This is a genomic window from Aequorivita nionensis, from assembly GCF_046352995.1.
GTDB classification, from domain to species: Bacteria; Bacteroidota; Bacteroidia; order Flavobacteriales; family Flavobacteriaceae; genus Aequorivita; species Aequorivita nionensis.
The window spans coordinates 814,052-833,914 of sequence record NZ_CP130281.1 but is presented as its reverse complement, the minus strand read 5'-3'; the positions used below and the strand labels follow the sequence as shown (position 1 = coordinate 833,914).

The window sequence follows — 19,863 nt, the reverse complement described above, 5'->3', positions numbered from 1 at the left end:
CTTGAAAAAAATTCCAAAAAAGAAAATCCCAAATCCCAAAATATAAATTTTTAATTCTGAATTAGATGTCAACTTCTTCTTCGTCGTTTGATAAAATTTCAATTGCAGGTTTTTTCATTGTTTCCTTGTTTGCTATGCTTCTTTCCAGTGAAAGTAGCAACGTGGGAAGTAACAGTAAATTAGACAGCATTGCAAAAAGTAGCGTTATGGAAACCAATGCCCCCAAAGCTACCGTACCTCCAAAGCTGGAAATGGTAAACACTGAAAACCCAAAGAAAAGCACAATGGAAGTATAAAACATACTTACGGCTGTTTCCCGCAAAGCGGCAAAAACAGATTTCTTGATTTTCCAGTTATTGGCTATTAGTTCTTGCCTGTATTTTGCGAGGAAATGTATGGTGTCATCTACCGAAATACCAAAGGCAATACTGAACACCAAAATAGTAGAGGGTTTTATGGGAACGCCCACAAAGCCCATCACTCCCGCGGTTATAATTAGTGGTAGTAAGTTTGGAATTAAAGAAATTACAATCATTTTAAAACTTCGGAACATCCACGCCATAAACAAGGCGATTAAGAAAATGGCCAAAGACAGTGAAAGAATCAGGTTGTTGACCAAATAATGAGTTCCTTTTTGAAAAACCAATGCTTTCCCCGTAACAGAAACATTGTATCTTTCTGGCGGAAAAACTTTGTTTATTTCCTTGTGAAGGTCTTCCTCAATTCGTTCAAACCTGTCAGGTTCAGTATCTTTCATGAATGTGGTAATACGTGCAAACTGCCCTGTACTATCCACATAGCTGCTCAGTAGATTTGTATTAGTATTGCTGTTTTTAGCGTAAGAAAGTATAAAATTCTTCTCTTGGCTATTTGGAAGTTGGTAATATTCTGGATTGCCATTATAATAAGCTTGTTTGGAATACTTCACCAATTCCACAACCGAAATAGGTTTTGCAAACTCAGGAATTTCTTTTATGTGATCCTGCAACTCATCAATACGTTTTAAGGTGGAAAGGCTCATCACGCCTTTTTTCTTCTTTGTATCCACCATTATTTCCAAGGGCATGATGCCTTCATATTCCTTTTCAAAAAACCGAATATCATCAAAGAAGCCAGTGTTTTTTGGCATATCTTCAATAAGGCTCCCTGAAATTTTAATATTGAAAATTCCGATAATACTTGTACAAAGAAGCAGAACGGCCACAATATAAATTGTGATGCGACGCTCACGCACCATCCGTTCTATCCAATTGACAAATTTATTAATCCACCTTTTGTTCAAATGCTTTAAGTGCTTGTCTTTTGGCACCGGCATATAGCTGTAAATAATAGGAATTATAAGCAAACTCAACAAAAAGATAGCCACAATATTAATGGAAGCCACAATACCAAATTCACTCAAGAGCTCACTCTTCACCAAGATAAAAGTTGCAAAGCCCGAAGCCGTTGTCAAGTTGGTCATCAAGGTTGCGTTACCCACTTTTGCAATTACACGTTGTAATGATTTTGCTTGGTTACCGTGCAGTTTTATTTCCTGTTGGTACTTGTTGATTAGGAAAATGCAATTCGGAATTCCAATCACAATAATTAAAGGCGGAATAAGGGCTGTTAACACCGTAATTTCATAATGCATCAATCCCAAAAATCCGAAGGCCCACATAACCCCAATAATCACGGTAATCATAGAAATGAATGTGGCTCGCAAAGAGCGGAAAAAGAAGAAAAATATAAGCGAAGTAACAAAAAGCGCCGCTCCAATAAACAGCCCAATCTCATCAATAATACTCTGGGAGTTCAGCGTGCGTATGTACGGCATTCCAGATGTATAAACCGTAATGCCCGTCTCTGCCTCAAACTTTTTGATTAGCGGAATCAAATCCTTTATCACAAAATCCTTTCGTTCCGCAGTATTAACAATGTTCTTTTTCATATAAATCGCAGAGCGGATACTCTGCTTGTCTGGACTATAAATAAGCCCGTCATAAAAAGGAAGATTATTAAAAAGCTCGTCTTTATAAACAGCCAGATTCGCATCAGTAAAAACCGAATCTCTTATAAAAGGGACCAACTCAAAGCCCGTACTGTCTTTCTTTTCTAGTTTTTTCAGGTTTCCTACGGAAAGCGTCAGTTCCACCTCCTTAAACTTGCCGATATCTTTGGAAAGTTGGTTCCAAGCCTTAAATTTTTCAGGAGTGAAAATGGTAGAATCCTTCACGCCCATAACAATCAAGTTGCCCTCTTCGCCAAAATGTGAAAGAAATTGATCGTATTCAAGATTTATAGGGTGGTCATCCGGCAGCAAATTCGCCTCCGTATAGGTAAAACGCATGTTTTTCCACTGAAGCGCCAGCATTACTGTAATGGCTGCAATAACTATTAAAATCCAGGTTCGGTTCCGTAAAATAAAACGTGCCACCCAACTCCAAAACCCAATACTAAAAAGTTTGTTCAAAGCAATTTTTTATAGAATGGACAAAGGTACGTATTTGGGATAATTAGTAAGGTAATTTTGGATGTATTTTGGGAGCTTCAAAGCTTTGCAAAACCTTTTTGTAGAATTACAAATAACCCATTTTAATGAAGATTACAACTCACCTGCTATAATTTATAGTTATTTTATTGGAGACCTGGTAGTATTTATGAATTCAGAAATGGCGAATGGACATATTCTAAAGCATTTCTTGTGTGGATTTCTTAAATCCTAAAACTAAATAGTCAATCTAAATCTTCAAATTAAAAGTAAACTTAAAAGAAACATTGTCCTCAAAACTAGGCAAGTTGTAGTAGCCATATCTGTATGCAAAGCTCAGCCCAAATCCAAGCGCAATCTTGTTGAGCTCCAAACCTGCTTCATTGTACAAATGGTCAAGCGTATTAAAAGGAACTCCAAAATGACGGCTCGTATTGCTCATATCTCCTAAGGCATTGCGTGAAATTACAACCAATTCCGGTTTCCATTTTTCAGCAAGTTTAAACCTTCTAAAAGTATGCTTCATCTGAAGCATTACTAATTTATCTGAGTAGAATTCACCAAAGTACATCGTTTCAAAACTCTGTACACCCGCCACAGAAAACCGTTTCATAATACTGCCTTTTATAGGCTGGTTAGGGAAAGTGTGAAACAAATGGGTTAAAGGCACATCGCCCAAAGCAAGTTCACCTTGTAAAAGAAAACTTGTGGAAGAAACATTTTTTCGTTCAATTTCATAATCCAGCTTCAGCCCAAATTTTGTATAATTAAAATCACTTCCTGCAATTCCTTTAAAACCTTGCGTAACCTGGGCGCTTATTTTTGGAAGATGGTCAACACTTACTTTTTCGTTGTCGTCATTTATTATAGAATCAGTTTTCAGCTTTATACGGAAGGAAAGAATAGCCTCTGCAAGTTTATAATCGGTATAACCTTTTCCATCCTTAATAAAATAGTAGTCTTCAATATTGCTTACATCACTGTGGGCTATCTGAAACTCCGCAAGTATTTTTGATGTTGGCTCGCTTTGAATATTGGCCTGCCATTTTGTGTATTTATAAAACTGGATAATATTAATAAGCCGTGGTTCAAAAAGGGAATAAAACCGAGCATCGGTTAAAAAGTCATAGGTTCCAATTTCTTTAATGTCGTCTGTGTAATAAAGGCTTACCCACTCTTTTTTCTCTTTGTTGACTAAGGCACTTCCACCAACGCTATATTTGAAGGTTTCGTCCTTGAATCCATAAACTATGTAGCCGCCCAGTTTGTAATTTTCAAAAAGCCTTTCATTGGTAAGTCCGCCAATTCCAAGCCGAAAGCCTTCGTAGCCGTTATATTTAAAAAGTGTTTTAAGATCAATATTGAAAAAACCAACGGGAAAGTACCCAGTAGTAAGCGGATGGTTTTTTTCTTCATTTAATTCAGATGCATCTTCCTTTACTTCCGCAACCGTTTCCTTTATTTCAGAAACAATGGAATCTTTCTTGGTTTCAATTACCGGATCTTGCGCATATACAGAAAACCCCATTAGCAATGAAAAAAAGAAAATTATTTTGCGCATAGGTAATGAAGGAAGTTTTCTATGTTCTTAAAAGTAAAAAGAAAGCGGCATAGTTGCCGCTTTATTGTATTTAGTTTAACGAAACGGTTTTAAACCGTCATTATTTCTTTTTCTTTTTTCGCCAAGATCTCGTCAATCTTTTTGATATGTTGGTCAGTCATTTCCTGAATATCTTCTTCCAAACTCTTTTTAAGATCTTCTGAAATATCCAAGGCTTTAAGGTCGTTATTGGCGTTTTTACGGTCGTTGCGTACACCTATTTTTGCTTCTTCGGCAGTAGATTTAGCTTGTTTGGCCAAATCTCTTCTGCGTTCTTCGGTTAATGGCGGCACAGAGATAATAACACTTTCCCCATTGTTCATAGGGTTGAAACCGATATTTGCCAAATGGATACCGCGCTCAATTTCAGGAATCATTCCTTTCTCCCAAGGTTGAATGCTAATGGTCATCCCGTCTGGGGTGCTTACGTTTGCAACTTGGCTAAGTGGGGTCTGGCTTCCATAATAATCTACCATTACACTTCCAACCATTGCTGGCGAAGCTTTTCCGGCACGAATGTTTACAAACTCCTTTTCAAGATGCTTCAGGGCATTGCCCATTGCTTCTTTTGTACCGTCAATTATAAAATCTATTTCGTCTTCCATACTAAAATTTTTTTAAGCTGAATTTCGCCTTTCAAAAATTAAACCAATAATTATAAATTTACTTTAGTTCCAATCTTTTCTCCGGAAACTACTTTCAGCAGATTTCCTTTGGTGTTCATATCAAAAACAATGATTGGCAATTCGTTTTCCTGGCTCAAGGTGAAAGCGGTGGTGTCCATCACTTTCAAACCTTTCTGCAATACATCTTCAAAACTGATAAAATCAAATTTTGTTGCAAGTTTGTCTTTTTCTGGATCGCTGGTATAGATTCCATCCACGCGGGTTCCTTTCAAAATAACGTCTGCACCAATCTCGATAGCTCTTAAAACCGCTGCTGAATCTGTTGTGAAGTAAGGATTTCCCGTTCCACCACCAAATATAACAACACGGCCTTTTTCCAAATGGCGAATGGCTTTTCTGCGAATAAAAGGCTCGGCCACTTCATTGATGTTGATGGCACTTTGCAAACGAGTGGCCACTTCTTCGTTTTCCAATGCACTTTGCAATGCCAGTCCGTTAATTACGGTTGCCAACATTCCCATATGGTCGCCCTGCACACGGTCCATGCCGCTACTGGCGCCAGCCAATCCTCTAAAAATGTTTCCACCGCCAATAACGATGGCAACTTCAACACCTTTGGCGGTAATTTGTTTTATTTCTTGGGCGTATTCTTTTAGACGTACAGGATCAATTCCATATTGTTGTTCACCCATTAAGGCTTCGCCGGAAAGTTTTAAAAGAATTCTTTTGTAGTGCATAGCAGATTTTTACAGCGCAAAAATAAAGAAAATTATTGATGCGGTGGAAGTAATTGAAAAAAGTAGTTATTGGAAAGCAGTGAGCAAAAAAAATTACAAAAAAATATTTTTCCATGATGACATTTCCAAGATTTTTTCGATGTATAAATAATAAAATACAACTAATCCTTAAAAAATTGACATTATGAAAACACATCTATTTTATTTATTGTTGGCCGTTTCTACCATAGTTACGGCCCAAAATAAAGGTTTTAAGGCACCGCCATCTCCAGTTTCTTTTCACCCTATTTCCTTGCCCAAAACGGAGTGCATTACTGATGAACAACGAGCAGAGATAATGCAGGAAATTGAACAGAACAAAGCTGCTGTTCTTAAAAAAAACCCGAATGCATACCAACACCGGGGCAGCCATCCTTTATTTATACTTCCCTTTAGGCCCAAAGCAGGATTTAGTGATTATGGCTATTATTCCCTTTTCAACCAAGTGGATCAAGATCCTTTACCCAACGGTCATTTGTTGGATTACAATTGCGGACAAAGAACCTATGATCAAATCAACAGCAATCACAAAGGAACTGATTATGTGGTTTGGCCCTATCCGTGGAAAAAGATGGATGAAAATGTCATGGAGGTTATTGCCGCTGCCGCAGGAACCATTGAGGTTAAAAGAGATGGCAATTTTGACCGTAACTGCGAAAATAACGGAAACAATAATTGGAACGGAATAGAACTATTGCACGCCGATGGTTCGCGAACATTTTATTGGCATTTTAAAAACGGCTCATTGACTTCTAAAGAAGTTGGCGATACGGTAGAAGTGGGAGAGTTTCTTGGTTACGCAGGTAGTTCAGGCAGCAGCGACATTCCACACTTGCATTTTGAAGTGTATGACTCCAACATAAACAGAATAGATCCTTATGCAGGGCCTTGCAATAGTTTGAATGCTGACAGCTGGTGGATAGACCAACCTGCTTATTTTGTTCCTGAAATATTAACACTCTCTACGCACAATTCAGACGATTTTGACTCAGATTGTGGTGTAACTGAAAATACATATGAAGAACTGAACTTTGAGAACGGAGAAACGATAAGGTTCCGAATATTTTATCGCGATCTTCAAATGAACGCCAATACACATATAACAGTTAGAAAACCCGACAATAGCATTCTTTATGAGTATGATTTCACATCCCCTTGGCCAGATTATGTGGCGGCTTGGGCTCAATGGAATTATGAAGTAGATTCCACTTGGCCAACAGGAGTCTATACCGTTACAGCCAATTTTGGCGGGAATAGTTATCAAACCATTTTTGGAGTAAGAACAAATTTGGGTGTCGAAGATTTGCAGCAAACTGAAGTAGCAATCTACCCAAACCCAACTTCAAATAGAATATTCATTGAAGCAAATTCACAAATTGATATAGTAGAAGTTTACGATGTCTTGGGAAGAAAAGTTTTGGATATTACACCTTTAAAAGAAAAAGCTGAACTTAATATGGAAGATTTAAATGCAGGAATATATATAGCAGTTATTTCTTCCGAAGGGAGAAAGACGGTAAAGAAAATTTTAAAAGAATAATCTTTGAAATGAAACTATATAATAAAAGAGGCTGAAATTAATCAGCCTCTTTTTAGTTTAAGTATATGTTCAAAAAGCTTATGCCAAAGAAACTCTCTTAAAACCAACAACCTCAACATCGCCATACGTTTTTACGTAATCTGCAACGCTCTTTTTGTCATCTTTAATAAAGTTTTGGTCAAGCAACGCTTTTTCGTGATCTAAAGTAGTGTTGTCACTAACAAAACGCTCAATTTTTCCTGGAAGGATTTTATCCCAGATTTGCTCTGGCTTGCCTTCAGCTTTCAATTCAGCTTTTGCGTCAGCTTCGGCCTGTGCCAAAACCTCTGGAGTCAATTGTGCTCTTGAAATATATTTAGGTACATTTTTAAGGGTTTTGCCCAAACGGCCCAATTCTATATTTTCCTTTTCAATTACAGCGATTCTTGCCTCAGTTTCAGAAGCAACAAATTCTGGATCAAAATCTTTATAAGAAAGGGTAGTAGCGCCCATAGATGCAACTTGCATAGAAACGTCCTTTGCCAATTCCTCAGCATTGTCAACCTTTTTTGAAAGACCAGTTAAAGCAGCAATTTTGTTCCCGTGAACGTAAGAGCCTACGAATGGAGCTTCCAAAATTTCATACCCGCCAATCTCTATTTTCTCACCGATAACCCCAGTTTGCTCAGTCAATTTCTCAGCAACGGTAATTCCGCCAAAATCTGAAGCCAAAAACTCATCTTTTGAAGATGTGTTTAATGCAACTTCTGCCATTTTGTTTGCCATTTCAACGAAAGAATCGTTTTTCGCAACAAAGTCAGTTTCACAGTTCAATGAAATAGCTACACCTTTTGTATTGTTGCTGTTCACTTTTACGGTTGCAACACCTTCACTGGAATCGCGATCTGCTCTTTTTTCAGCAATTTTTTGTCCTTTTTTTCTAAGGATTGAAATTGCTTCTTCCATATTTCCACCTGCTTCAACTAAAGCGTTTTTGCAGTCCATCATTCCGGCACCGGTGGTTTGTCTTAGTTTATTTACTTCTGCGGCTGTTATGTTTGCCATTTTTATAAATTTTTAAAGTTTAATATTAAAAAAAGTCGTTAAAATTATTTTCTACAAAGAAAAGAACCCAACGACTTTTAAATTTTTAAAATATCGATATTATTCTTCTTCGTTAAGAACTTCTTTTTTCGATTTTTGACGTACAGGCTTTTTTGCTTCTTTCATAGCTTCTACATCGTCTTCGTCAGTTGAAGGAACTTCAGCTTTTGCTTTTTTAGGAGCTTTCGCCTTCTTTTCCATTCCTTCTTCGTCATCGCTATCGTCATCTTTACCAGATTTTCTTTCAGAAAGACCTTCAATAACAGCTTCAGAAACAAAATTCATAATGCTCTCAATAGATTTTGAAGCATCATCGTTAGCTGGAATTACATAGTCAATAACGCGTGGGTCACTGTTTGTATCAACCATTGCGAAGATTGGAATGTTCAGTTTCATAGCCTCTGCAACTGCAATGTGCTCACGAGTTGTGTCAACCACAAAAAGTGCTGCAGGAAGACGGCTCATATCTGAAATAGAACCTAAGTTTTTTTCCAATTTTGCACGAAGACGATCTACAGCCAAACGCTCTTTCTTTGAAAGGGTATTGAAAGTTCCGTCTTGCTTCATTCTGTCAATTGAAGACATTTTCTTAACAGCTTTACGGATAGTCACAAAGTTGGTAAGCATACCGCCTGGCCATCTTTCAGTGATGTAAGGCATGTTTGCATTCTTTGCTTTTTCGGCAACTATGTCTTTTGCTTGTTTTTTGGTAGCTACAAAAAGGATTTTGCGTCCACTAGCTGCTATTTTTTTAAGGGCTTCATTAGCCTCTTCAATTTTTGCAGCGGTTTTGTAAAGGTTGATAATGTGGATCCCGTTGCGCTCCATATAGATATAAGGCGCCATGTTTGGGTTCCATTTGCGGGTTAGGTGGCCAAAATGCACACCTGCTTCAAGTAAGTCTTTTACTTCTACTTTTTTTGCCATTTTTGTTTTAGTTTACGTTCTGTGAAAGGATAGCAACCTCTTCTAAAATGAATTTGGTTTAGATGCTAAACTAACACCCGAAATTTTCGGGTTAACAGCTTTTTAATTATTAATGAATATGAACTTTTCAACTGTAATTGGGTATCCCGAGAGAGATACCCAATATTAGTTGAGTAATATTAACGTTTAGAGAACTGGAATTTCTTACGAGCTTTCTTCTGTCCGAATTTCTTACGCTCTACCATTCTTGGATCTCTTGTAAGCAAACCTTCTGGCTTAAGGATACCGCGGTTTTCGTCATTAAGCGTACACATAGCGCGGGAAATAGCAAGGCGAATTGCTTCTGCCTGACCAGTGATTCCACCGCCAAATACATTTACTGTAATGTCGAAAGTTGTTTCGTTATCTGTAAGTGTTAAGGGTTGTTTTACTTTATACTGAAGTGTTCCAGTTGGAAAGTAGTTTTCCAACTCACGCTTGTTGATAGTGATATTTCCTTTACCTTCTTTAAGGTAAACACGTGCAACAGCGGTTTTTCTTCTACCTATTTTGTGAATTGTCTCCATTACTTGTTGTCGTTAAGGTTAATAGCTCTAGGTTTTTGTGCTTCTTGACCGTGGTTTGCGTCTGCATAAACCTTAAGGTTTCTGAAGATTTCCGCGCCCAATTTGTTTTTAGGAAGCATTCCTTTCACAGCTTTTTCAACAAGCCTTGCAGGGTCTTTTTTGTACATTTCTGTAGCGGTAAGGCTACGTTGTCCACCTGGGTAACCCGTGTGGCGAATGTACGTTTTGTCATTCCATTTGTTTCCGGTAAGGTTTACGCTACCGGCGTTGATAACAATCACGTTATCACCGCAATCTACGTGCGGGGTGAAACTTGGTTTGTGCTTACCGCGAAGTAATTTAGCAACTTCGCTTGCAAGACGACCCAATGCTTGCCCGTCCGCATCTACTACCAACCATTCTTTTACAACGGTATTCTTGTTAGCAGATACTGTTTTGTAACTTAATGTATCCATTTAGTTTTTTGTCAATCGTTAATAAATCATTGTTTTCTCATCCTAAAACAAAACGGATTTTGTCTAAGAGGGGTGCAAATGTAGTGTTATTTATTTGAAAAGCAAGGGGTGGGAAATAAATTTTCTTTGAAAATTTGACTTAAGACCGCTGCGCTGAAAGACTTTGGATGTAAGACAAAAAAATCAGAATTCAGAAATGAAATTTATTCTTTCACAAACTTTTTCAAAGCCACATTTTTTCCGGAATATAGCTGTAAATAATAAACGCCCGAAGCCAAGCTTGAAACATCCACGGTTGGGGAAATAGTGTCAACATCCAGTTGTAAAACCTTGCTGCCCGTCATGGTGTATATATTCACTTGGTTTATGGTTTTGTCTTGGGTGTTTAGTTGCAATGTGTTTTTTGCAGGGCTGGGGTAGAGGGTTATTGCTGTTGCGAAAGTGTTTTCTTCGAGGCCTAGGGTTTGGGCGTGTTTTACGATCCAGAAATCTTGACCGCCTCGGGAATTTTCTGTTTTATCACCTGATATATTGGAATTCGATTTACCAGCAACAATATATGTTCCATCGATTAATTGACAACTTTTTGGAAAACTCTCGTCATTTTCTCCGCCCATTGTGTTTTGCCATTCAATAATTCCTAGATCATTTAATTTAATAATCCAGTAGTCGGCTAAACCATTTGAATCTTCAGTTTTGTCTCCCGATATGTCAGAAGATGAAAATCCCGTAACAAAATAACCACCTTCCGAAGATTCCAAAGTATTGTAACAGCTCTCACCATATAATCCTCCAATCGTGTTGTCCCATTCTTTTTCTCCGTTTTGATCTACCTTTAATATCCAATAGTCAAAATTCCCCATTGAATCTTCAGATTTTGCTCCACCTGCGTTTGTGTCTGAAAACCCTGTTAAAATATAACCGGAATCACTGGTTTTTTTAATATTGGTCATAAAAGTTGAAGGGCCAAGACCACTATAGCCATTTTGCCATAGGAAACCACCAGTGGAGCTTATTTTTAAAGCACCGTAAATGGTTTGTGCGTCTGAATTACCAATAATATACCCGCCGTCATCTGTGAGATCTAAGCCTTGGCAAAAAACTGCATCTCCTAAAGGGAATGCTTTTTGCCATTCTATATTTCCGTTGAAATCCAACTTTAGAACCCAAGTATCCTGATTTACGGAAATATTTATCGTTCTATCTCCAGATATACCTGACTGTGAATTGCCAGCTAAAATATAACTACCATCAGGTATTTGTAAAATATCAAGAGCAATGTCTAAAGCATCACCACCAAAAGTTTTTTGCCATTCAATATTTCCAGTGGCGCTTAATTTTAATACCCAATAATCCATGTTTCCGCGCGAAGGTTCCGTTTTCTCTCCTGAGATTCCCGAAGCAGATGAGCCAGCTAGAATATAGCCTCCGTCTTGAGTTTGCTTTAAATCGTTTAAAGTGTCATCTTGATCACCCCCAATAGTTTTTTGCCACTCAATATTTCCAGAGCTATCGAATTTCAACACCCAATAATCTTTACCCCCTCGTGAATTTTCTGTTTTTTCTCCAGAAATATTTGAATTGGAATAGCCGCCAACAATAAAACCACCGTCTGTTGTTTCTATTGCGATAGTTACATGTTCATCTCCACTCCCCCCAATAGTCCGCTGCCAGAGGATGTTTGGGTCTTGGGCATAAATTGAAATTGTAATTAATGCTAAAACTAAACTGCTAAGTATATTTCTTTTCATAATTGATGATTTTTATTCTTTTATAAACTTTTTTAAAGCCACATTTTTTCCGGAATACAACTGCACATAATAAACTCCCGCAGCCAAGCTAGAAACGTCTACGGTTGGGGAAACAGTTTCAACATCCAATTGCAAAACTTTACTGCCAGTCATTGTGTAAATGTTTACTTGGTTTATGGTTTTGTCTTGGGTGTTTAGTTGCAATGTGTTTTTTGTGGGATTGGGGTAGAGGGTTATTGCTGTTGCGAACGGGTTTTCTTCAAGGCCTAATATGGCAGCGTGTTTTATGACCCAGAAATCGTTGCTTCCTCTGGAATTTTCAGTTTTATCACCAGATATGTCTGAATTGCATTCTCCAGCAATGGTTATACTTCCATCAGTATTTATAATCACTTTGGGTAATCTTTCACTGTAAGCTCCACCGATAGTATTTTGCCATTCAATTATGCCAACGTTATTTAGTTTCATAATCCAAAAATCGTTTTCGCCAACATTATTTTCGGTTTTGTCTCCCGAAATATTTGAATATGAATATCCAACTATAAAATAACCGCCATCTGGAGCTTGAATAATACCACTTGGATCATCGCCATCATCACCGCCAATGGTTTTTTGCCATTCAATAGCGCCATTAGCGTCAAGTTTTAAAATCCAATAATCCGGACCACCTTTTGAATCATCGGTTTTGTCACCAGAAGCATCAGAATCAGAAAATCCAATAGCCATATAACCACCGTCCGAGGTTAAAATAAGATGGGTGAAAGCATCCCAGCCATCTCCACCATAATATTTTTCCCAGATAGTGTTTCCATTAGCATCGAGTTTCATAAATGAATACGATTCATTTGAACCGCTTGTGCCGCCGATGATATATCCACCGTCATTAGTTATTTTTAAGGCCCCCAAAAAGAAATTTACTAAAAATTGATGACCTCTTTGCCAAATAATATTTCCGCTTTCATCTAGTTTCAATATCCAAGCATCGGGATAACCATTGTTAGAAACGGTTCTATCTCCAGATATACTTGAGTTGGACGTTCCGCCAATTAAATAATTTCCATCGTACGTCAATTCTACTTCATTTGCTCTGTCATTTGCATCTCCACCTAATGTTCTTTGCCAGATAATATTTCCGGTAGCATCTAGTTTTATAATCCAATAATCAGCTCCTCCTCGCGAATTTTCTGTCTTATCTCCTGATAAATTTGAAGCGGAAGAACCCACCAAAATATAACCGCCGTCTGGTGTTTGTTTAGCATCTGCTAAGCGGTCATCTTGGTCGCCGCCTATGGTTTTTTGCCACTCAATATTTCCAGAGCTATCAAATTTCAACGCCCAGTAATCATAACCACCTCTTGAGTTTTCTGTTTTTTCTCCAGAAATATTTGATTTAGAAGGACCTCCAATGAAGAAACCTTGATCTGTTGTTGATATTATGAAAGTTGGTGTATCCCGATCACTCCCCCCAATAGTCCGCTGCCAAAGAATATTTGGGTCTTGGGCATACAAAGAAAATACTGAAAGCAATAGTGCTAAAAGGGCAAGGGTCTTTTTCATAATAAATTTCATTTGGGTTTTCGTGGCATGATGTATTTGATTTCAAAAACGAAAAATAGCCTTTTTGGAATTTGGAATTTATTTTTTTTTGGAATTTTCGCCTCAAGACAATTAATGCGCTTCCAGCCAATTCTCCCCAACGCCCAAATCTACATCCAACGGCACGGTAAGTTTGTATGCATTTTCCATTTCGTGCTTCACCATCGTTTTTAGTTTTTCAAGCTCAGGTTTGTAGGTGTCGAAAACAAGTTCATCATGCACTTGAAGCAACATCTTGCTTTTGTAGTTTTCTTCCTCCAGTTTTTTGTGGATGTTTATCATCGCAATTTTAATGATGTCCGCCGCGCTTCCTTGTATTGGTGCATTCACGGCGTTTCGTTCCGCGGCGCCACGGACTACTTGGTTGCTTCCGTTGATGTCTTTTAAATATCTACGTCTTCCCAAAACGGTTTGCACATAACCATTTTCACGAGCGAAATCAATCTGTTCGCTTATGTAATTCCGTAGTTTTGGATAGGTTTTATAATAAGTTTCAATCAAATCCTTTGCTTCGCCTCTGGAAAGATCGGTTTGGTTGCTCAATCCGAATGCGGAAACGCCATAAATAATTCCGAAGTTTACTGTTTTTGCGTTACTTCTTTGCTCGCGGGTAACTTCACTTAAAGGAACATTGAAAACTTTTGAAGCAGTGGAAGCATGAATATCTTCGCCCTTTTTGAAGGCTTCAATCATTGTGTCTTCTTCACTTAACGCAGCTATGATTCGGAGTTCTATTTGTGAATAATCCGCAGCCATCAAAACATAATCATCATTTCTTGGAATAAATGCTTTCCGCACTTCACGCCCACGTTCGGTACGGATAGGAATGTTTTGAAGGTTTGGATTGTTGCTGCTCAGTCGCCCAGTTGCGGCTACAGTCTGCATATAATCTGTGTGCACTCGACCCGTAGTTTTTTCAACTTGGTCTGGAAGTGCGTCCACATAAGTGCTTTTCAATTTTGAAAGACCGCGATATTCCAATACATCGCGGATTATTTTATGGTCTTTTGCCAAATAGGAAAGTACATCTTCAGCAGTTGAATACTGTCCCGTTTTGGTTTTTTTAGGCTTATCAATCAGTTTCATCTTTTCAAAAAGAATATCGCCCAACTGTTTTGGTGAAGCGATATTAAAGGTTTCACCGGCTTCTTCGTAAATGTGTTTTTCAAGTTGAAGAATGTCTTTGTCCAATTCTGTGGAAAGCTTTTTCAGAAATTCCTCGTCAAGATTTATGCCTTCCAATTCCATGTCTGCTAAAACGCGAAGTAAAGGCACTTCAATTTCATCAAATAGTTTTTGGGTATTGGCTTCTCCCAATTCTTTTTCGAAATGTTCTTTTAATTGAAATGTTACATCGGCATCTTCAACAGCATATTCCGTCTGCTTTTCAATTTCAACATCGCGCATGTTGAGTTGGTTTTTGCCTTTTTTACCAATTAATTCCGTGATGGAGACTGGGGTGTAATTCAGATACGTTTCGCTCAATACGTCCATATTGTGGCGCATATCTGGGTTTATCAGGTAATGCGCGAGCATGGTATCAAACAATTTTCCTTTTACTGAAATGTTGTATTTCGCCAATACTTTTATGTCGTATTTTAAATTCTGACCAATTTTCTGAATGGATTCATCTTCAAAAAACGGGCGGAGTTCTTCCAAAAGTAGTTGTGCTTCTTCGCGATTTTCGGGGAAGGGAATGTAAAAACCTTTACCCTTTTCCCAAGAAAAGGCGATGCCAACAAGCTCAGCTTCCAATGGATTAATGCTTGTTGTTTCGGTATCAAAACACACACTTTGCTGCTTCATTAAATTTTGAAGAAACAGTTTGGTGCCCATTCCGGGCTGTACGGTTTGGTAAAAATGTTCCGTATTTTCAATGGTAGCGCGGGAGCTGTAATTTTTTATTTCTGCCGAAGCATCCCCATCGTTTCCAAAAAGCGAAAATTGACCTTCACCAGCAGGATTGCTTTTGGCGGGTTTTGCCTTAGTTTCTGAAGCGGTATCAGTTTCTGGGGTTACACGGCTAGTGCCTACAGAAGCCATTCCTTCAATTGAAAAAGCATTCAAGAAATTATCTTTTAGCCTCCTAAACTCCAATTCATCAAAAATTTCCAAGACTTTTTGAGTGTCTGGGGGGCACATTTCAAAATCGGCTTCGTTGAAATCAACAGGCACATCCAGCATAATAGTTGCTAGTTTTTTGCTGAGCAAACCTAGTTCGCCGTTGGCCTCAACCTTCTCCTTCATTTTGCCTTTTAGCTGTGCCGTGTTTGCAAGCAGGCCTTCCATTGAACCAAATTCTTTCAGAAATTTCTTAGCTGTTTTTTCGCCCACGCCAGGAAGTCCGGGAATATTGTCGCTGCTGTCGCCCATCATTCCTAAAAAATCAATTACCTGTAATGGGTCTTTTACTTCAAATTTCTTTTGAACTTCTGGAATGCCCCAAGTTTCGTAACCGCCACCAAAAACAGGGCGATACATAAATATATTTTCTGAAACCAATTGTGCAAAATCCTTGTCGGGAGTAACCATATAGGTAGTATAGCCTTCTTTTTCGGCTTTTTTTGCCAAGGTTCCAATAACGTCATCGGCCTCAAAACCATCCTTTACCATAATTGGAATTTTCATGGCTTCAAGAATGTTATAAATATAGGGAATGGCAAACCTAATAGCGTCTGGGGTTTCATCCCTATTTGCCTTATATTCTGGGAACATTTCGTTGCGGGCCTCGCTGCCGCCTTTGTCAAAACAAACGGCAAGATGGTCTGGACGTTCTCTTTTCACTACGTCTATAAGTGAATTCATAAAACCCATTATGGCTGAGGTGTTTTGACCTTTGCTATTTAATCGAGGATTTTTTATTAAAGCGAAATACCCTCGAAAAATAAGAGCATAGGCATCAACAAGGAAAAGACGTTTTTTTTCTGACATAGTTTGGAAGGCTTATGCTTCAAAAGTAAAAAGAACCCTTTAGAAAAGTAAGGATTTATGTAAAAAAGAAAATATTGGAAAGATTATAGTTTGTCTTCAAATAAATAGACCAATGAAAATTCAAAATAGTTGTCTTTTCCTTTTAATTCCATCACCGGAGAATAGAGGTTGATATTTCTGTAGGGGTCTGTTATTCCTTTATTATATCTAAAAGTAGCCATAAACCTATTGTACTCAACACTCACGCCCATAGCTATGAACGCATTGAGAGAAACTTTCTCTTTGTTGCTGTCAAATTCCAACTGGTTGGGCGTTGTATAAAGTGGGTCCAAAACATAACCTTCTTTTCCTTCGTCCACGAGCTTGTAATCATATAACAAACTAATTGACGGGCCAGCATTTATACCGAAAAACCATTCGTCATCAAGATTGAGAACTGTATAATCTAAAATAAAAGGAACGTTGAAGGTTTCCAGTCTAAACTTGATGTCTTCCGGTGTTGCCAATTCATCTTCGCGACCTATAAATTTCATTGAATGTCTGGCATAATTCATTTCAACAAAAACTTCAAATTTTTCTGAAATAATCACTGTTCCAATCATTCCTACTTTAAAACCTGGCGCTGATTTTGAAAACAAAAAATTTGCACCGGGACTGTAATTAGTTGCGCCAACGGTTACTCCAAACCTACCTTCAAAAAGGCCGCCTCCTGAATAATAACTTTGTGAGTTAATGTTTGAAAAACTTAATAATAGTACTAAGAAAAGAACAATTTTGTGAGGAAACAAAGACATAAGGAGTAATATTGGGTTGGTTTTTTAAAAGCGTCAAATATATATAAATTTCCTACATTTGGTCGCTAATAAAAATCTTGAATGAAAAAATTACTCCTCTTAGTTTTAGTAGTAGCCTACAGTTGCGAAATAGAAAATATTGAATACCTCACCCCCATAGTGGTTACCGATGAACCTATAAATGTACAAGCAAATACCGCGATACTTGGTGGAGCGGTTTTGGGAGAAGGCGGCAAGGACGTTACAGAATACGGTTTGGTGTGGAGCACTGGAGATTCGCCAACAATCAATGATGACAAACTTATTAAAGGAGAGCGTCTTGGCGCTTTTTCAGATTTAATTGGTGGTTTTACTAATGCCACGACCTATTATTACAGGGCTTATGCAATAAATGAAGTTGGTATAGGCTATGGACAAACATATCAATTCACAACAAATGCCCAAACAGCTTGTGACCCTCAGATAGATAATTTTATTGATACGGATACCGCTCAAATAAATATTACGGATGTAGATTTAACTTTTCCTTCTTATGGTTTTGATGAAGGAAATCTTCAGTTTGAAACCACCAGTTATTCTTCGAGCATTAAGATTAGAGTTCAGTTTAATGAAATAAATCAAGAGTTCCCTCAAACAGGTCAATACACAACAATTCAGGGTGACTTTGATGGTCAATATAACTTATCAAATGGTTCAGCAAAGCTATACCTTATAGATTATGGCATAGGTTCGCAAGGAGGCGCAACCGCAGCTCCCGGAACCGTTTTTTATGTTGAAAATAATGGAACTGATTTAACCATAATATTTTGCGACACCCCATTGGGCGAGCCATATGTTTTGAATGGTAAGTTTACCTATCCAAATTAAAAGTAGAAATATGAATACTAAATTTTCCTTGGTAATCCACGGAGGCGCCGGAACACTCGTAAAAGGATTAATGACTCCTGAAAAGGAAGAACAATACAAAACAGCTTTAAATGAAGCGCTTGAAAAAGGCTATTCGGTTTTGGAAAATAATGGTACTGCAATGGAAGCCGTTGAAATTGCTGTAAACCATTTGGAGGATTCGCCACTTTTCAATGCTGGAAAAGGAAGTGTCTTTACAAACGATGGTACACACGAAATGGACGCTGCAATAATGGACGGCAAAACTTTGGATGCTGGTGCAGTTTCATTGATAACCGGAATCAAAAACCCAATTTCTTTGGCGCGTGATATTATGGAAAAAACAGACCACGTTTTTTTGGCGGGCGAAGGCGCTTTGCGTTTTGCAAAAAGTATTGGTTATTCCTTAGAAAGCCCTGACTATTTTTATGACGAACACCGTTACCAGCAATGGCAGAATATAAAGGATAGTGATACTTTTCAGCTTGATCATTCTATGAAAAAGGAAGGAAAATTTGGTACCGTTGGGGCAGTAGCCTGCGATAAAAATGGAAACATTGCCGCGGCAACCTCAACTGGCGGAATGACCAACAAACGTTGGGGCCGAGTGGGCGATAGCCCAATGGTTGGTTGCGGAACTTATGCAAATAATAAAACCTGTGCAGTAAGTTGCACGGGAAGCGGCGAATTCTTCATTCGCGGTGTAGTGGCTTATGATGTTTCCTGCTTAATGGAATATAAAGGAATGTCTTTAGAGGAAGCTGCTTCAGAAGTTATACATAAGCGAGTGCTAGAAATTGGCGGCGACGGCGGATTGATTGCCATTGATGCCAATGGAAACGTTGCTATGCCTTTTAATACGGAAGGAATGTACCGAGCCTTTAAAACTTCTGAAGGAAAAAAAGAAATTGGAATTTACAAAGTTTGAGATTCAATCACCTTAATGTGATGTGGTGATATTTTAAGTTTCTTTTTCTTTATATCAAAACGGTCACCGTTTGCCAAAATATGTGTTTTTAGGTTGTTGAGGGACATTGGCGTACCGTTTTCAACCATAGCTTGATTGTTGTGTTTCAATTTTCTGGGATCAAAAAGAATTACCATTCCAGAGCCAATCACCTCAACTATATTACAGTTTTTGATAACGAGCCCGGTATCTTCTGCCAAGCCAATACCAATGAGTTTTGGAAATCGCGCAACTGCTTCAGCAAGTCTTCCAAAACGCCCGCGACGAATAAAGTGTGAATCTATAATCAAGTTTGGAAGAAAGCCCATTCCTTCACCCATCAAAACAGCGCCTTTTGTAAAAGCTTCTTTAATACCGCCACCTTTTATCATTTCTTGGCTCATGCACATTGCTCCAGCACTGGTTCCGGCAATTACGAATTTATCTTTTTCGTAGCGTTTCTGAATGATTTTGTGAAGAAGTGTACCACCAATATATTGCACTATCTTAGATTGATCACCCCCTGAAAACATAACACAGTCAGCTTTCTTCATTAAATCGAGATGAAGAGGGTCTTCGGCTTCTGCTCTATTGCGGATGTCCATAATGTGAACATTTTTACATCCCAATTTTCCAAAAGCTTGTAAGTAATTTTCACTCACCTCATTTGGAATGCTAGAGGCGGTTGGAATAACGACAATCAAAGCTTCTTTACCGCCGCTTTCACGAACTACACGTGAAAGTATTCCTTCTTGAATATATTCTAAGGTATATATTTCGCTTTGCTCAATACCTTTATCTTCATTTCCACCTATGGGGATCAGAGTGCCTTTTACGCTCATGAATTTATTTGATTTGCGGGCAAAAATACGGTAATTGTTAGAAAAATTAATCATATATTTATCAAATTCATACGA

Annotated in this window: 16 protein-coding genes; 3 read left to right on the top strand and 13 right to left on the bottom strand. The window is 38.1% G+C overall.

Translation table 11 applies throughout. The features are described 5' to 3' along the window. Positions 1-61 precede the first annotated feature (61 nt). The 4 genes from Q2U82_RS03720 to pyrH all read right to left on the bottom strand — a co-directional run bounded on the left by Q2U82_RS03720 (position 62) and on the right by pyrH (position 5,433). Entirely contained in the window at positions 62-2,452 is a 2,391-nt protein-coding gene (locus Q2U82_RS03720; RefSeq protein ID WP_410006376.1) for an efflux RND transporter permease subunit, read from the bottom strand. A gap of 268 nt (positions 2,453-2,720) precedes the next feature. After that, positions 2,721-4,031 carry a DUF5686 family protein gene (locus Q2U82_RS03715; RefSeq protein ID WP_410006375.1) on the bottom strand — a complete coding sequence of 437 codons (1,311 nt, stop codon included), beginning with the start codon at positions 4,029-4,031 and terminating at the stop codon, positions 2,721-2,723. 89 nt (positions 4,032-4,120) lie between these two features. Continuing rightward, entirely contained in the window at positions 4,121-4,675 is a 555-nt protein-coding gene (gene frr, locus Q2U82_RS03710; RefSeq protein WP_410006374.1) for a ribosome recycling factor, read from the bottom strand. A 50-nt stretch (positions 4,676-4,725) separates the two neighbouring features. After that, positions 4,726-5,433, bottom strand: a complete 708-nt coding sequence (gene pyrH, locus Q2U82_RS03705; RefSeq protein ID WP_410006373.1) for a UMP kinase — start codon at positions 5,431-5,433, stop codon at positions 4,726-4,728. A 184-nt stretch (positions 5,434-5,617) separates the two neighbouring features. Between pyrH and Q2U82_RS03700 the strand changes: the two genes are divergently transcribed. Continuing rightward, entirely contained in the window at positions 5,618-7,012 is a 1,395-nt protein-coding gene (locus tag Q2U82_RS03700) for a T9SS type A sorting domain-containing protein (protein ID WP_410006372.1), read from the top strand. Between the two features lie 78 nt (positions 7,013-7,090). On the opposite strand, the gene tsf is transcribed toward Q2U82_RS03700, so the two are convergent. From tsf to Q2U82_RS03660, 8 genes are all read right to left on the bottom strand, one after another. Beyond that, the gene (gene tsf / locus Q2U82_RS03695) at positions 7,091-8,056 is read right to left on the bottom strand and encodes a translation elongation factor Ts (protein WP_410006371.1); all 966 of its coding nucleotides are present in this window, start codon (positions 8,054-8,056) and stop codon (positions 7,091-7,093) included. Between the two features lie 99 nt (positions 8,057-8,155). Next, entirely contained in the window at positions 8,156-9,022 is an 867-nt protein-coding gene (rpsB, locus tag Q2U82_RS03690) for a 30S ribosomal protein S2 (RefSeq protein ID WP_410006370.1), read from the bottom strand. A 179-nt stretch (positions 9,023-9,201) separates the two neighbouring features. Further along, entirely contained in the window at positions 9,202-9,588 is a 387-nt protein-coding gene (rpsI, locus tag Q2U82_RS03685; protein WP_347373840.1) for a 30S ribosomal protein S9, read from the bottom strand. Beyond that, on the bottom strand, positions 9,588-10,043 hold the full coding sequence (gene rplM, locus Q2U82_RS03680) for a 50S ribosomal protein L13 (protein ID WP_410006369.1): 456 nt from the start codon (positions 10,041-10,043) through the stop codon (positions 9,588-9,590). Before rplM ends, rpsI begins: the two co-directional genes overlap by 1 nt. Before the next feature lie 203 nt (positions 10,044-10,246). Then, complete coding sequence (locus tag Q2U82_RS03675) at positions 10,247-11,794, bottom strand: T9SS type A sorting domain-containing protein (RefSeq protein ID WP_410006368.1); 1,548 nt, start codon at positions 11,792-11,794, stop codon at positions 10,247-10,249. 12 nt (positions 11,795-11,806) lie between these two features. Next, positions 11,807-13,351 (bottom strand): T9SS type A sorting domain-containing protein, encoded by a 1,545-nt coding sequence (locus Q2U82_RS03670; protein ID WP_410006367.1) that lies wholly within the window; start codon positions 13,349-13,351, stop codon positions 11,807-11,809. Positions 13,352-13,462: 111 nt separating this feature from the next. After that, positions 13,463-16,321, bottom strand: coding sequence for a DNA polymerase I (polA, locus tag Q2U82_RS03665; protein WP_410006366.1), 2,859 nt, complete (start codon positions 16,319-16,321; stop codon positions 13,463-13,465). Positions 16,322-16,404: 83 nt separating this feature from the next. Then, complete coding sequence (locus Q2U82_RS03660) at positions 16,405-17,115, bottom strand: outer membrane beta-barrel protein (protein ID WP_410006365.1); 711 nt, start codon at positions 17,113-17,115, stop codon at positions 16,405-16,407. Between the two features lie 81 nt (positions 17,116-17,196). Between Q2U82_RS03660 and Q2U82_RS03655 the strand changes: the two genes are divergently transcribed. Further along, a complete protein-coding gene (locus tag Q2U82_RS03655) occupies positions 17,197-17,982 on the top strand; it encodes a hypothetical protein (RefSeq protein ID WP_410006364.1) in 786 nt (261 codons plus the stop codon). Positions 17,983-17,992: 10 nt separating this feature from the next. Continuing rightward, positions 17,993-18,928 (top strand): isoaspartyl peptidase/L-asparaginase family protein, encoded by a 936-nt coding sequence (locus Q2U82_RS03650; protein WP_410006363.1) that lies wholly within the window; start codon positions 17,993-17,995, stop codon positions 18,926-18,928. On the opposite strand, the gene Q2U82_RS03645 is transcribed toward Q2U82_RS03650, so the two are convergent. Then, positions 18,916-19,788 (bottom strand): cyanophycinase, encoded by an 873-nt coding sequence (locus Q2U82_RS03645; RefSeq protein WP_410007124.1) that lies wholly within the window; start codon positions 19,786-19,788, stop codon positions 18,916-18,918. The two genes, Q2U82_RS03650 and Q2U82_RS03645, sit on opposite strands and share 13 nt — an antisense overlap. Between the last annotated feature and the right edge of the window lie 75 nt (positions 19,789-19,863).